Source organism: Erythrobacter sp. JB1-4 (assembly GCF_057365025.1).
Genome location: NZ_CP200292.1, coordinates 1,396,272 through 1,411,503, shown reverse-complemented (window position 1 = coordinate 1,411,503; position 15,232 = coordinate 1,396,272). Strand labels below are relative to the sequence as shown.

11 protein-coding genes are annotated in these 15,232 nt (G+C 57.3%); 6 read left to right on the top strand and 5 right to left on the bottom strand.

All coding sequences use genetic code 11. The features are described from left to right. Window positions 1–35 precede the first annotated feature (35 nt). On the top strand, window positions 36–806 hold the full coding sequence (locus AC0V61_RS06310; RefSeq protein ID WP_486156419.1) for an ATP-binding cassette domain-containing protein: 771 nt from the start codon (window positions 36–38) through the stop codon (window positions 804–806). Next, window positions 806–2,344: an ABC transporter permease/substrate-binding protein gene (locus AC0V61_RS06305; protein WP_486156418.1), complete on the top strand. Its 1,539-nt coding sequence runs from the start codon at window positions 806–808 to the stop codon at window positions 2,342–2,344. Before AC0V61_RS06310 ends, AC0V61_RS06305 begins: the two co-directional genes overlap by 1 nt. Here AC0V61_RS06305 and AC0V61_RS06300 read toward each other — a convergent pair. From AC0V61_RS06300 to lgt, 3 genes are read right to left on the bottom strand one after another with little or no spacing between them, the layout of a single operon-like run. Further along, window positions 2,341–2,772, bottom strand: coding sequence for a DUF2147 domain-containing protein (locus tag AC0V61_RS06300; RefSeq protein ID WP_486156417.1), 432 nt, complete (start codon window positions 2,770–2,772; stop codon window positions 2,341–2,343). The two genes, AC0V61_RS06305 and AC0V61_RS06300, sit on opposite strands and share 4 nt — an antisense overlap. 56 nt (window positions 2,773–2,828) lie before the next feature. After that, window positions 2,829–5,069: a class I SAM-dependent methyltransferase gene (locus AC0V61_RS06295; protein WP_486156416.1), complete on the bottom strand. Its 2,241-nt coding sequence runs from the start codon at window positions 5,067–5,069 to the stop codon at window positions 2,829–2,831. Beyond that, window positions 4,970–5,881 carry a prolipoprotein diacylglyceryl transferase gene (lgt, locus tag AC0V61_RS06290; protein WP_486156415.1) on the bottom strand — a complete coding sequence of 304 codons (912 nt, stop codon included), beginning with the start codon at window positions 5,879–5,881 and terminating at the stop codon, window positions 4,970–4,972. The genes AC0V61_RS06295 and lgt overlap by 100 nt, the downstream gene beginning before the upstream one ends. Window positions 5,882–6,134: 253 nt before the next feature. Between lgt and AC0V61_RS06285 the strand changes: the two genes are divergently transcribed. From AC0V61_RS06285 to AC0V61_RS06275, 3 genes are all read left to right on the top strand, one after another. After that, entirely contained in the window at window positions 6,135–7,850 is a 1,716-nt protein-coding gene (locus tag AC0V61_RS06285; RefSeq protein WP_486156414.1) for a class I adenylate-forming enzyme family protein, read from the top strand. A 33-nt stretch (window positions 7,851–7,883) separates the two neighbouring features. Continuing rightward, window positions 7,884–10,655 carry a [protein-PII] uridylyltransferase gene (locus AC0V61_RS06280; protein WP_486156413.1) on the top strand — a complete coding sequence of 924 codons (2,772 nt, stop codon included), beginning with the start codon at window positions 7,884–7,886 and terminating at the stop codon, window positions 10,653–10,655. A gap of 110 nt (window positions 10,656–10,765) precedes the next feature. Then, window positions 10,766–13,483: a TonB-dependent receptor domain-containing protein gene (locus AC0V61_RS06275; RefSeq protein ID WP_486156412.1), complete on the top strand. Its 2,718-nt coding sequence runs from the start codon at window positions 10,766–10,768 to the stop codon at window positions 13,481–13,483. Window positions 13,484–13,554: 71 nt separating this feature from the next. Here the strand turns inward: AC0V61_RS06275 and AC0V61_RS06270 are convergent, their stop codons facing one another. Continuing rightward, window positions 13,555–14,004 (bottom strand): hypothetical protein, encoded by a 450-nt coding sequence (locus AC0V61_RS06270; RefSeq protein ID WP_486156411.1) that lies wholly within the window; start codon window positions 14,002–14,004, stop codon window positions 13,555–13,557. After that, window positions 14,004–14,666: a YggS family pyridoxal phosphate-dependent enzyme gene (locus AC0V61_RS06265; protein ID WP_486156410.1), complete on the bottom strand. Its 663-nt coding sequence runs from the start codon at window positions 14,664–14,666 to the stop codon at window positions 14,004–14,006. Before AC0V61_RS06265 ends, AC0V61_RS06270 begins: the two co-directional genes overlap by 1 nt. 23 nt (window positions 14,667–14,689) lie before the next feature. On the opposite strand from AC0V61_RS06265, the gene AC0V61_RS06260 reads away from it, so the two are divergent. Next, entirely contained in the window at window positions 14,690–15,223 is a 534-nt protein-coding gene (locus AC0V61_RS06260) for a thiamine phosphate synthase (protein ID WP_486156409.1), read from the top strand. Window positions 15,224–15,232 lie beyond the last annotated feature (9 nt).

Below are 15,232 nucleotides of genomic sequence, written 5' to 3'. Positions count from 1 at the left end.
GGTAGGGGCACAACATCGTCGCGAATTCATCAGAAATGGGCGCTCAAAACGCGCTGATCCGCTTTGAAGCGGCGGTGCGTCGTTACGGCGAGGTGGTTGCTGTGGGCGGTGTCACTCTTGATATCGAGGCAGGCAGTTTTGTCGCGCTCGTGGGCTCATCGGGCTCTGGCAAATCGACGCTGCTCAAGATGGTCAATACGCTTGTGGAACCGACCGGCGGGCGTGTGCTGTTTGCGGGCGAAGATGTGACGAGCGTGCCCCAAGCGCAGCTTAGGCGCCGTGTGGGCTATGTGTTCCAAGGCATCGGCCTCTTTCCACATATGAGGGTGGGTGAGAACATCGCTATCGGCCCCCGGCTGGCAGGTGAGACACTGCCGCAAGCGCGCATTGAAGAGCTGCTTGAACTGGTCGAATTGGAACCGGAAATGGCGTCCCGTATGCCCGATGAGCTATCCGGCGGGCAGCGTCAGAGGGTGGGGGTTGCAAGGGCGCTTGCGAATGATCCCGAGATCCTGATCATGGATGAGCCCTTCGGCGCGCTTGACCCGATCACCCGCGATGCCTTGGGTGAGAAGGTGCGCGAGTTGCATGGGAAACTCGGCCTCACCACGGTGATGGTGACGCATGATATGGCCGAGGCGCTGCTTCTGGCTGACCGAGTGCTGGTCATGAGCCACGGCGAACTCGTTGCAGACGAGACGCCGCGCGCGCTTCTTGTAGGGGAGGGCGGAGAGATCGCGCAAAGCCTAGTCGCGGTCCCGCGTGAACAGGCTGAGCGCCTTGCTCATATGGAAGAGACCTCCTGATGAGCGAGATTTTCGAAATTCTGCTCGGCCTTGGCGACAAATTTGCCGCTCACATTGTGCTGGCGGCTTCGGCTATCGGGCTTGGCATTTTGGTGGCATTGCCGTTGGCGATTTGGGCGAGCCGTTCGCCCACGGTCTCGCGCGTCGCACTTGGTTTTGCGAGCCTTGTGCAGACCATTCCAGCGCTTGCTCTCTTGGCTCTGTTCTTCCCCATTCTGCTGAGCCTTCGCGCCGTATTCGGAGAGGATTTGCCAACGCTCGGCTTCCTCCCTGCCCTCCTTGCACTGGCGCTTTATGCGCTGCTCCCGATCCTTAGAAACGCTGTCACCGCGCAGGCTAATCTCGATCCGCAAATTCTTGAAGCTGCTGACGGCGTTGGCATGACTGGATGGCAAAAATTGCGGCTTGTCGAAGCACCGTTAGCCGCGCCCTTTGTGATGGCCGGTATCCGCACAGCAAGCGTTTGGACAATTGGTGCAGCGACGCTGTCGACCACCATCGGGCAACCCAGCCTTGGCGATCCTATTTTTGCCGGCCTACAGACGCAAAACTGGGCGCTTGTCGTGGCGGGATGTATCGCGAGCGCAGGGCTGGCGCTGGTGGTTGATGCGCTGCTTGGCTTGATCGAACGAGGCTTTGCAAACCGTAAAAAATGGCAATGGGGAGCCGGGCTTGCAGCGGTCGCGCTGGGCCTTGGCGCCGCGTTTGTCGCGCAAGGGGGCGGAGAGGATGACGACACGATCATCATCGCCTCCAAGCAATTCTCGGAGCAATATATCCTTGCGCAACTCATCGGTGCGCAGCTTGAGGAAGCGGGTTATTCCGTGGCGTACCGCGATGGCCTCGGCTCGGCTGTGGTGCACAGCGCCGTCGCCTCGTCCAACATCGATATCTCGGTTGATTACACCGGCACCATCTGGACCAATGAGTTGGAGCGGACCGACAATCCGGGGCGCGAGGCGATGTATGAAACCATCGTCAAATGGGAGCGCGAAAACACCGGCGTGCGCGTTCTGGGACGGCTAGGTTTCGAGAATGCCTATGCCTTTGCGATGCGTGCCGACCGTTCGGCTGAACTGGGCATCACCAGCCTTGAGGATATGGTCGCGGTCGCCCCGCAGCTGACCCTTGGCGGGGACCCTGAATTTTTCGAGCGGCCCGAATGGATTGCTGTGCGCGAGGCTTATGGTCTGCGCGTAGGCGAGACCCGCAATTTCTCACCCACCTTCATGTATAATGCGCTTCAATCAGGCGAGGCCGATGCGATCAGCGCTTACACATCGGACGGGCGGATTGCAGCGGACAATTTGGTGGTTCTCGAAGACCCGCGCGAGGCTCTGCCCAGCTATGACGCCATGCTGATGATGAGCCCGCGCATTGCTCAGGACGAGGATATTGCGGCAGTCCTTGCGCCACTAATCGGAGCGATTTCTGTCGAGGACATGCGCGAGGCAAATTACGCCGTGGACCGCGAAGGAGAGGGCAAGCTCTCGCCCAAGGACGCGGCACAAGAATTGGCTGAGAAGATCGGCCTCTAACGCTCGCGCTTCCATGTTTGTGTCTGGCAAATAAAGCTCACACAGCCCTTCACTTTGAGGGTGTTGGCATTCACTCGCTGGATGGCAGAGCGGAAGGTACGCCCGCGATTGGGATCATAAATCTGACCCTTCCACTCATCGTCATCCTGACGAAACTGTGTGAGGATCGGGAGGCCAAGGAGCTTGCGTTTGCGCAAGTTTGCATCCGGATTGTTGATGTCGCGCTGATCTGCGCCATCGGGCGGAGTGATCAGGAATCGCGCAATCCGCCCGCATATGACACTTCCGCATTGCTTGATCTCAACCACGGCATCGCGGTCCTCGGTGACCCAGCGTCCATTGATTGAGTCTGCGGCAAGAGCTTGCGCGGGCAGTGCGAGAACGGCTGAAACAGCCAGCGCGAGTTTCAAAATAGTGTGCTTAGTCATGCTGGCTCTCCTCGGGGTGAGTAAAGGTTACGCGCGCGCAGCCCCAAAAGTTACGGTTAGTCGAAGCCAACACCGTCGGGCCAGCGACGCCCGCAAACGCCAAGAACTTTGAACAAAGCCCCCATCTGGCCATCATCAACGAGCCGGTCATATTGGCGCTTGACCTTATCTGCTTCGCCGGGGTTCTGCCGCTGGAGCGCTTCCATGCGCACATCAATACCCATTTGGCGCAGCCACTCGCCCTGCATCTGCACACCCATCACGTCCGCGCCCCTCGCATCGGCAACATCTTTGAGCATCTCAAAATCAACATGCGCGGTAAGATCGGCCTGTCCTGGATGATCAAACACATCGACCTTTTGATGGGCCTTTAACGCCTGAAGAGTAGAGCCCGAGCGCGCTTCAAATGGACCGTAATCGATGATGAGCGCAGCGCCGCCTTGGTTTTTGAGGCGCTCAGCAATCTCTCCCATAAGGGTCGATGCTGCAGCGCTTGTCTCAATCATTGTGCCCTGCGGCGCGCTTTTCCAGCTCTTTGGGACGATAGCATCCATCGGCTTGTCGCCAGCTACAAAGACGAATTTATCATCTTCCAATCCCACCATACGTTCATGCCAACCATTGGCAGAACGGATCAGTTGATGGACGGGAAGGGCGTCAAAAAATTCGTTGCCGACAATCAAAAGCGGGGCGTCATCGGGTAGCGTCGATAGGTCATCGTGATGGATCACATCGGGGAAAGCTTGGCGTTGGATTTTTCGCAGCGCCGGTGAGGTTTCAACAAAGTGCAAAACGGGCGCAAAATCATAACGGGCCGCGGTGCGCAAAGCGTCTTGCGCAAGGGTCCCGCGACCGGGGCCAAGCTCGACAAAGTGGATGTGTTTGCGTGCACCCATCTTGACCCAGAGATCGGCGAACCACAGGCCAATAAGCTCGCCAAACATCTGGCTCACTTCGGGCGCCGTGATGAAGTCGCCTTCTTCGCCCAGGGGATCGCGGCTGGTGTAATAGCGCGCATTGCTCTCAGCCATGTAGTGCGCGAGGCTAATCGGGCCGGTCTCACGGATAAGGCGGCGGAAGGTTTTGCCAAGGGTCTTGGCCTTATCCACCGCTTCGGCGAGCGCTCTTGCCTCGGCTTTCTCGCGCGCCTTTTTCTCGGCGAGTGCCTTTTTCTTAGCTTCAGCCTCGGCCTTCTTCTTGGCAGCCGCCTCGGCTTTTGCTTTACGCTCTGCCTCTTGCTTGGCCTTGCGCTCTGCCTCGGCCTTGGCTTTTTTCTCAGCCTCTAAGCGCGCCTTCTCTTCGGCTTCGCGCTTCTTCTTGGCTTCCGCCTCTGCTTTAGCCTTAGCCGCAGCTTCCGCCTTGGCTTTCTTCTCGGCCTCCAATTTGGCCTTCTTTTCAGCCTCTCGTTTGGCCTTTGCCTCGGCTTCAGCCTTAGCCTTGGCCTCAGCCTTGGCCTTACGCTCCGCCTCTTTGCGAGCTTTCTCTTCCGCGGCAGCTTTTGCCTTGGCTTCGGCCTCCTCCTTGGCTTTACGCGCCGCTTCTTCCTGAGCTTTCGCCTCAGCCTCGGCGAGCGCCTTTTCTTCCGCTTCCTGCTTGGCTTTGGCCTCCGCTAGTGCCCGCGCTTCGGTTTCGGCCTTCTCTTTCGCCTTGCGGGCGGCTTCTTTGCGCGCCTTCTCTTCAGCTTGCGCGATGGCTTTCTCTTCCGCCTCAAGCTTGGCCTTCGCTTCCGCTTCCGCTTTGAGTTTAGCCTCAGCCTCTTCTTTGGCCTTCCGCTCCGCTTCAGCCTTCGCCGCCTCGCGTGCCTTACGCTCAGCCTCTTCTTTAGCTAGACGTTCCGCTTCGATTGCTGCCTTCTTCTGGGCCTTCTCCTCTGCCTCTCGCGCCGCCTGCTCTTCAGCCTCAAGACGCCGCTTCTCAGCGGCCTCTTTCTTCGCCTTCGCCTTTGCCATCGCTTTGGCGGCAAGCGCTGTTTCTTCCGCGATGCGGGCGTCTTCTTCCTCTTTCAGAGCCTTGGCGAGCGCGGCCGCCTCGTCGTCGACGGGAGGTTTGGCCTTTGGAGCGGGTGTCTGTTTGGCGGGCTTCTTCGCTGGATTTTCAGCAGCAGGCAGCGCGTTCACCACCGGGGCGGCCACATCAGCATCGCCCGGTTCAATCAATCGCAGTTCGCTCGCACGGTGCGTGTGAAGCGTTATTACGCCTAGGCCGGTTTCGCTGCCATCCCTGAGCCCACGGGCGGCCTCATCAGCGCGAAGATCACGACAATCAATCCAGTCAGTATCATGGGTATGCTTAGCCATTGCCCCATTGATAGACCGGTTTGTCGCACCAAGTCAGCCAATTGTGCATCTGGTTCACGAAAAAATTCGTTGAAGAAACGCGCGCAGCCCATGCCGAAGGTGAAAACCCCTACCAAAAGACCGGGCCGGAACCGGGCACGGGTCTTCCAGAAAAGCAGCAGAAGCACGATAAGCAAAAGCAGCCCTTCGAGGCCTGCCTGATAGAGTTGGCTTGGGTGACGCGCGATTTCGCCCGCACGCGGATCAGGGAAGATCATTGCCCAAGGCACATCACCAGCACGCCCCCACAGCTCGCCATTGTTGAAATTGGCAAGCCGACCAAGCAGCATGCCCATGGGAATGCTGACGACAACATAGTCAAACACACGAAGGAAATTGAGCTTTTCGCGCCAAGTCACCCAAGCGATTGCCGCAAGCACACCAAGCACGCCGCCGTGAAAGCTCATACCGCCATCCCACATGCGCAAAAGCTTCCAGCTGACGATGCCCTCGCCTGAAAAATCGGTGAATGCCGATGGTATTCCGGTGCTGCCGCCGGTGTAAAATGCTGCATAACCAAGCCGCCCGCCAAGGATCACGCCGAGCGTGCAATAGAAGAACAAATCATCTGCGTGCCGCTGCGCCATGGGTGCGCCGGGTGTCTTGATCGCTTTTGACGTGTGCCAATAGGCAAAGATCACGCCCAACAGGTAAGCGAGCGAATAATATCGTAGCTGGAACGAGCCGATCTCAAACAGATAGGGCGACATGCCCAGATCAGACCAATAAATCGGATCAGCGCCGCCAGCGGTTGCAGCAAGTAGTGACAGCACGAATGGAACCTCTTAGAGATATCAGCGTGCCGTTCTGGCGCGCACGTTTGAGCGGCTTTTGGCACAGCATACCCTTTACGAAAAGGGCCCTATGAAAAAGGCTCTATGAAAAAGGGCTTTGCGCAAAACCGTTGATCGAGCATCATGGCCCACTAGCCATTTGGCCTATTGTTCAGGTGAACCAAGCCGGACACATAGGCGCTGAGTAATAAGCGCCTGCACTAACGCAGGCGAAGTGAGGAGAGAGAACCGCATGGCCACTGAGCTGGACAATGCCCTTGACGCCATCATGGTGGAGATGACCAAAGAGGGTCAGCCGTTTCATACAACGCCTTTTGAGCGCGATGGCACCGCGATGCCGCAATTCACAACATCTCCTCCGAGCCTGGCGCATTACTTCGCCCACTTTTGCCAAGAGCACAAAGACGTGCCCTTCATCGTCGATGGCGACCTGCGGCTGACTTTTGGTGAGACTTACCAGGCGGCCGTTTGTGTTACCGAAAGTCTCGTCAAAGACCACGGCGTTGAAAAAGGCGACCGCATCGGGATTGCTGCGCGCAACTCGGCCAATTGGATGATCGCTTATATGGGCATTGCGATGGCGGGCGGCTGTGTGACTTTGCTCAACGGTTTCTGGTCAGGCGATGAGTTGGCTTATGGTATCCGTCTGGCGGAATGTAAGATCGTTCTGGCCGATGCCGGCCGCGCCGCACGCCTTGAGGGCACCGACCATTCGGCAAAGCTGGTCATGATGGAGCATAGCGCGCCGCATGAGGGCTTGGCGAACGTATGGAAGGCTCCGGAGAGCTTCGAGACCTCTGCCGCGATGGCGATGCTGGGGCAGCTTGGTCCCGATGATCTGGCGACGATCCTCTATACCTCAGGTTCAACGGGCAATTCCAAAGGCGCCTATTCCGATCACCGCGGCGTTGTTCAGGGCGTCATGAGCTATGTTGCGCAAAGCGCGATGGCCAAGGTTCTGATGGAGAGTAAGGGCGAAGATATGAGCGCGCAGCCTTGCGCTCTCGTCGCTGTGCCGCTGTTCCACGTAACGGGCGCTATACCGCTGTATCTCCAATCCTTTGCGATTGCGCGTAAGCTTGTCCTTATGCCCAAATGGGATGCGCTGCGGGCGATCCAATTGATGCATGATGAGAAGGTCACATATTTCGTCGGCGTTCCGCTGATGAGCTATGAGATCGCGATGCACCCTGACCTTGGGCAGTATGACCTTTCCGCATGTAAGAGTTTTGCCGCTGGCGGCGCGCCGCGTCCGGTGGAGCATGTGACGCGCATCAAAGAGGCGCTGCCCGGTGGTTTCCCGCTTCTGGGCTATGGCCTCACTGAAACAAACGCGGTCGGCTGTGGCAATTTCAATGAAAACTACCTGGCAAAGCCCAATTCCACGGGTAAAGCCTCGCAGCCGCTGGTTGAAGTCGGCATCCTTGATGATGACGGCAACGCGGTCGCTCAAGGCGGCGTTGGCGAGGTGTGCATCCGCACGGTTGCCAATTTCAAAGGCTATTGGCGCAATGATGAAGCGACTGAGGCGGCCTTCACCAAAGACCAATTCTTCCGCACCGGCGACCTCGGCTATCTCGACGAAGATGGCTACCTCTACATCGTCGACCGTAAGAAGGACATCATCATCCGGGGTGGTGAAAACATCACCTGCATCGAGGTCGAAGATGCCATTTACGCGCACAGCGATGTGGCCGAATGCTCGGTCTTTGGCCTGCCCGATGAACGAATGGGCGAAGTGCCCGCGTGTGTCTTCAATGTGAAAGAAGGCCGCGATGCGTTGAGCGCGGGCGAGCTTAGGGAATTTTTGCTTTCCAACATTGCCCCCTTCAAGGTTCCCTTGGAAGAGCATATCTGGGTCGTCAATGAAGCACTCCCCCGTCTTGGAACGCAGAAGATCGACAAGAAAACCTTGCGCGCGCACTACACTGAGCAAGTCGCTGCTTGAGGATCGCCTGCGCATCTACATGAGGGGAGCGCTATGACCGATTGGGCTTTGCCTAACCGCGTTCCCCGCCAACGCGCAATCATCAACCGTCGGGCTCTGACCGGCGCGGTCAATGATTTTGCGCAGAGCCATGGTGACAAGGCGCGCCCGCATGTTCTGGCTGAATTAAAGGCCGCGCTTGAGGCGGGTCATGAAGAGCTTGAACGACGGCTTAAAGAAAAACCATCGGCAGGCCATGAGATCACGCTTGGCTATGCATTTCTCACCGATCAGCTCATCCGCGTGATCCACGATTATGTGGTCGAACATGTATTTCCCATCGCCAATCGCACGGTGGCTGAACGTCTCGCCGTGCTGGCGGTGGGCGGGTATGGCCGCGCGGAAATGGCGCCGCATTCCGACGTCGATATCGCCTTTATCACGCCAATGAAGCGCGCGCCCTGGTGCGAGCAGGTGATCGAGGCGATGCTTTATCTCCTATGGGATTTGGGCCTTAAGGTTGGGCACTCCAGCCGCACTGTTGGCGACACCATGCGCATGGCGAAAGAGGATTTAACGATCCGTACTGCCCTCCTTGAATCGCGCTTAATCTGGGGCGATCAAGGCGTATATGAGGAACTGCGCCAGCGCTTTTGGCAAGAGGTTGTCAAAGGCAATGAGCGCGCCTTTCATGCAGCCAAATTGGAAGAGCGCAATGCGCGCCACAAACGCATGGGCGACAGCCGCTATGTGGTCGAACCCAATGTGAAAGAGGGCAAAGGGGGGCTTCGCGACCTCCAAACGCTCTATTGGATCGGCAAATTCATGCACCGCGTCGAAAGCGCCTCTGAGCTTGTCGATGTGGGGCTTTTTACAAAGGCGGAATATCGCAGCTTTCGCCGCGCTGAAGGGTTCTTGCTTGCTGTACGCTGCCATATGCATTCGATCACGGGACGCGCTGAGGATCGCCTGACCTTCGATCTACAGCGCCAAGTGGCCGAAGCGATGAACTTTGCAGACCGCACCGGCAAAAGCGCGGTTGAGCGGTTCATGCAGTATTATTTCCTGCAAGCCAAACGGGTGGGCAACCTCACTGGCGTCTTCCTCTCGCACCTCGACACAAAGCTCGCCAAGAAACGCGTGGGCAGCGGTTTCTTTGCAGGGTTTGCCTCAAAGCCGCGTATGCACAAAGGCTATGTGATTGAGGCCGGCCGGATCAAAGCGCCAAGCGACACCTGGTTCAAAGAAGACCCTGTGCGCCTCATCGAAATTTTCCAGATTGCTGAGGCACAAGGGGTGGAAATCCACCCTGAAACCATGCGTCAGGCAGACCGCGATCAAAAATTGATCGACAAAAGTGTCAAAAACGACCCACGCGCCAACGCTCTGTTCCTCGACTTGCTTGGCGGTCGCAAGGACCCCGAAAGCGCGCTGAGGTGGATGAATGAGGCGGGCGTCTTTGGGCGCTTTGTGCCTGATTTTGGCCGTGTGAACGCTCAAATGCAGTTCGACATGTACCACCACTATACAGTCGATGAGCACACGATCCGCGCGATTGGTCTCTTAAGCCAGATTGAGCGCGGCCTCCTTAAAGCCGACCACCCGCGCGCGAGCGAGCAAATCCACAAAATTAGCTCGCGCCGTGCGCTTTATGTGGCGGTGCTGCTGCATGATATTGGCAAGGGGCGCGGGGGCGATCATTCGGTTATCGGCGCTGAGATCGCGCACAAGCTGTGCCCGCGTTTTGGCCTCGATGAGAAAGAAACGGAGCTTGTCTCTTGGCTGATCTTGCAACACTTGCTGATGAGTTCAACAGCGCAGAAACGCGACCTCACCGATCCCAAAACTATTGAGGATTTTGTGGGCGAGGTGAAATCGGTGGAGCGCCTTCGCAACCTCTCGATCCTGACCTGCGTTGATATTCGCGCAGTGGGCCCCGGCACTTGGAACAGCTGGAAGGGACAGCTTCTGGGTGAGCTTTATGATGCGGCTCAAGAGCGCTTGCGGCTTGGGCACAAGCGCACAGGCCGTGCCCAGCGTGTCGCAGCGCGCAGAGCGGCTGTTGGCGAAATCCTAGGGAGCAAGGCGCAGCTTACCGAGGAGGTGGGCGACCTTCTTTCCGATGCCTATTGGATTGCGGAACCTGAAGACATCATCGCCAAAAACCTGGTGCAGTATGAAGAAGCGCGACGGTTGGACGAAAACCTTTCAATCCATTGCGAGGTCGATGAAGAGCGCGGTGCTACCCTCGTTAGCGTTATTGCAGGTGATCACCCTGGCCTGTTCTATCGCATCGCGGGCGGCATTCACTTGGCGGGCGGCAACATCATCGATGCGCGCATTCACACCGCGACAAATGGCTATGCGATCGACAATTTCCTCGTGCAGGATATGAAGCAAGAGCCATTTCGCGAGGCCTCTCAGATCGCGCGCCTTAAGAAAGGCATTCAGGACGCGCTTCTTGCCAAGATTGAGCTCGTACCCAAGCTCGCCGCGCGCCCGCTGCCGCATTCGCGTTCCAAGACATTCTCCGTCGCGCCCACGGTCAATTTCGATAACAAAGCCTCGAACCGCTTTACCGTGATCGAAGTCAATGCGCGGGATCGTCCAGCGCTTCTAAACCGCCTCGCGCACGCTTTGTTCAGATGCAATCTCATCGTTCAATCGGCGCATATCACCGCCTATGGCGAAAGCGCAGCCGATACGTTCTACGTGACTGACCTGACAGGCGGAAAAGTCACACTCAAAGAGCGTCTTGCCGAAATCGAGGCAACACTGCTTGAAGCGGCAAGTGATGAGCGGCAATTGGAGCTAGAGCAGGCCTGACGGCACGACATTCATCGCTTTTCGAATGTTCTTCGTCGCCATGGGGCTTGTAAAATAGTGGGATTCAAGAAATAGGTTTCGCAAAACGAACCTAAATAGGGAGAGAATTGATGCGTTCCTTTACTTCGCTTCGTGCGTTGGCGCTTTTGGGTGCCGGTATGGTTTTGGCCCCGCAGGCCGCCTTGGCACAAGATAACGAGAATGACGCCACTGTTGCAGAGGATGACAATGCACCCATCCTCGTGACGGGGTCGCGCATTCGTCGCCAGTCTCAAGGCGATCTTGCCTCCCCCTTGGCAACGCTTGGTAGTGAGAGCATTTCTGACATTGGCGCGCAGAACATTGGTGAGATCACTCAAACGCTTACCATCAACTCAGGCGCTCAGAACAACCCTGATGCCTTCACCCAAGGTGGCACCACCGGTACTTCGAACATCAACCTTCGCGGACTTGGCGTGGCCTCCACTCTGATCCTCCTGAACGGTAAGCGTCAGACACTGTCGGCTGCGCCAACCAATGATGGCATCAACTTCGTCGACACCTCTTCGCTCATTCCGCTGATCGCGGTTGAGCGGGTGGAGATCCTAAAAGACGGTGCGTCATCGCTTTATGGTTCTGACGCTGTTGCAGGCGTTGTGAACTTCATCACCCGCGAGAATTTCGAAGGCTTCACTGTTTCGGGTGAGTATACCCAGCACACCAGTGAAGGCGATTATTCTGAGTACAACATTCAAGCGCTTGGCGGCATCAACCTTGGCGACCTCAACCTGATGGCAGCGGTCAGCTATATCGACCGGAGCCCGCTCACAACGGCAGAGCGCCGTCTGTCGCAGCCAATCGATGACACCTCATCGCTTGGTAACCCAGGCGCATTCTTTGGCGTCCCCGGCTTCCCTGCAAGCGCACCCGTAATCGATCCGGGCTGTGAGCAAGGAGGCGGTAACCCGTTGGTTCTCTCGGCAACTCCAGCGGGCGTTCCAGACGTCGGCTTTTGCCGGTTTGACTTTGGTACGTTCTTCAACCTCGTACCTAAAGAAGAGCGTCTGACGGTCTTCGCCCAAGCCAGTGCTGACCTCTCAAGCGCTGTTCGCTGGAAAGCTGAAGTTGGCTATGCCGATAACTCTGCCCTTCGCGGAAACTCGCCGACGTTCCCATTCTTGCAACTCGGACAGGCCGTGGTGCCTGATTTCAACCCGAACAACCCATTTGGTGCGAACGTGGTGTTCTTTGGCCGTGCAAGCGGTAACGGCGGTGAAGTGTCACCTGCGCCTTTCTCATCCGAAACATTGCGGATCGCCAACACCTTCGAAGGTGATTTCGATGGTTTCCTCCAAAACGGTCTGTGGAATGTCAGCATGACCTATGCTGAGAACGACTTCGTCAACCAGACCGAAGACACGGTTCGCGACCGTTTCGCTTGTGCGCTTCGTGGCTTTAACGCCAGCCCTGCGTTTAACGCAGCAACCGGGCTGGATTGTACCGCTTCGAACCCATTCCTGACCGCCAATGGCGCATCAATCCCGGCAGATGGGACGTTCTTCAATCCGTTTTCATCAGCGCTTCTTGGCAACCCCGGCGACAATGCGGCGCTGCTTGATTACGTCATTGAACCCCTGGTTTCGACGCGTGCATCTGATTTGCTTGTGTTTGAGGGCTTTGTTTCAGGCGAGCTGTTCGATCTGCCCGCAGGCCCGGTCGGCGTTGCATTTGGTGCGCAATATCGGCGCCAACGTATCTCAGCGAGATTTGACGACATCGCGGCCAATGATGGTTTTGCGTTCTTGATCGGTGAACAAGCCTTCTCGGGCACGCAAAGTGTTTACGCGGTCTTTGGTGAGGCGAGCGTTCCGGTCGCCGACTGGGCCGAATTGCAATTGGCGCTGCGCTATGAGGATTATGGTTCGCAAGGTGGCAGCACGCTTGATCCAAAAGTCGCCCTTCTTCTGCGTCCAACAGACGGCGTTTCCTTGCGTGGGTCCTATTCAACCTCGTTCCGCGCTCCGTCGACATTCCAGCTTCAAGGTCAGTCGACCACGCTGCAGCAAGTCTCTGACCCGAACAATGGCGGGGCGAATGCCTTTGTCGCGGTTAGAGCATTAGGCAACACCGCTCTGACGCCGGAAACTTCAACCGCTTACAATTTGGGCTTTACTGTTGAGCCAGTGGACGGTCTCGAGTTTAGCGCGGACTACTACAGCTTTGAGTTTGACGATGCGATTGTACAAACTGCGCCTCAGTCAATCGTTGATGCTGATCCCAATGGGGCCAATGTCATTCGGAGCCCTGCTGGCACGATCATCCAAGTCAACAACTCCTACGTGAACGCAGCGAGCGTCGAGACATCAGGCTTGGACTTTTCGGTTCGCTATCGCATCGAAGCTGGTGATTTTACGATCACACCAAGCATCGAGGGCAACTATGTATTTGCCTACGACCTGCAAACCACCATTGGTGGACCGGTAATCGAGGGTGCGGGCAATCGCAACTTTACCAACTTTGGTTCACCAACGCCCGAGCTGCGCTACAATGCTGGGCTTCAGCTCGAGGCTGGCGCGCACGCGTTCAACATCTTTGGCCGTTACATCGACAGCTACATTGATGATCAGAATGCAGGAGCCGAGATTGACAGCGACTTCCGAGTGGATGCGCAGTACTCGCTCGATCTAGCTGAAGTGTTTGACATGGACAATCAGCTGCAACTGACCGCTGGTGTGCGTAACCTGTTCGGCGTGACAGCGCCAACGGTTGCGACCAATGGCGGTTTTGACAGCCGGGTCCACGATCCGCGCGGTACTTTGGTCACTGTGGGTATTGTGGCCGGTCTGTAAGCCACTTCCCCAAGTTGAAAACGAAATGGGGCGCTCCTTTCGCAGGGGCGCCCTTTTTCTATCGACAAAGGCTAATCTGCCAAAAGCAGCATCGAGACGTGATAGTCGTCAAAGCCCACAAAGCCCCATTCGGTCGTGCCGCCGGCAACCGGGTTCCACAACCCGTCATAGCGGTTGGAGACGAGGGTGAGAGTGGCCGGGTCGAATAGGCCAAGGAACTCGCTAGCGCACATTTCTGCGTCTTCGCGTGGCAGCCATGATTGGCTCGGGTTCGCAAGGTTTTGGGTCAACGCTTTGACCAGCTCTCCCAAGCCAGAGCGTGTTTCGCCCTCCGGCGCGCCAGCATCCAAAAGTTCCCAGTTAAAGCCGATTTGTTTAAGGCCAAGCGTGCCCGTGATATTGTCCGCGACCTCGCAATGGTTGCCGCTAATCGATCCGCGTGGACCGTAAGCAAACTTAACCAGTGCGCCTTTCTCCAAGACAGGTCGCCAGCGCTTGATAAAGGTGTCCGCCCCCTCCATCAGCCCCGCGCGCCAAAAAGGGCCGTGCCCACCCTCACATGGGTCGCGCCCAATTGCACCGCGGTTTCATAGTCACCGCTCATGCCCATGGAGAGACCTGCGACCCCGTTATCCCTGGCAAGCTTAGCCAGCAGCGCAAAGAAGGGCGCAGGCTCAATGTCAGAGGGTGGCAGGCACATGAGCCCGGCGATGGGGATGTCGGCGGCGCGCACCTTCTCAAGGAAGGCGGGCACCTGGGCAATCGGGCAGCCACCCTTTTGCTCTTCATCGCCAATATTGACTTGTACAAAACACGGCACGCGCTTGTCCGACTTGTCCATCGCCTTTGCGAGCGCCTTTAGAAGGCTGGGCCGGTCGAGCGAATGGATCACATCGAAGAGCTCCACCGCTTCTTCTGCCTTATTGGATTGGAGCTGTCCGATCAGGTGCAATTCGACATCGGGATAATCCTCTCGCAGCAAAGGCCATTTGCCTTGCGCTTCTTGAACCCGGTTTTCGCCGAAAACGCGCTGGCCTGCCTCAAGCAGCGGAGTGATACGCTCAGCCGGGTGGGTCTTGCTCACCGCGATGAGCCTCACATCTTCGGGTTTACGCCGAGAGGGCTTGCACATACGGGCGATATTGGCGTTGACGCTCTCAAGTTTATCGGCTGCACTTTCCATGGGAGAGCCGCTATAGCGGGCGGGTGAGAAACTCAACTCTTCCCTTGGCCTGGCTGATCTCTGACGCGCGCAACGATGCGGTGTTAGAGGACGCTTTGGAGCGCTTGCCCCGAGGGAGCGGATTTATTTACCGGCATTATCATTTGGCTGATCCTGAACGCTGGCAGCGGTTTGAGAGCTTACGCAAGGTGGCAAAGGCTTGCGGCCACATGGTGATCCTCGCCGACAGCGCAATGACTGCCAAGGAATGGGGCGCATATGGGATTTACGGGGCGCCGCGTTCTTTATCGCCAAGGCGCGCGGGGCTGCTGTATTTGGCAACCGCTCATGACATGGCAGAGGTAGGGCTGGCCAATCGATTGGGAGCAGATGCCATTTTGCTTTCGCCAGTCTTCGCGACCAACTCGCATCCCGGCAGTGGCACTCTTGGCCCATCGCGTTTCCGCGTTCTTGCCAAGCACGCGCGCGCGCCTGTGATCGCCCTGGGCGGAATGACCAAGGCAGGCGCTCGCACCCTCCAATGGCGGCGCTGGGCCGCGATTGATGGGTTGAGCTAAGGGAGACGC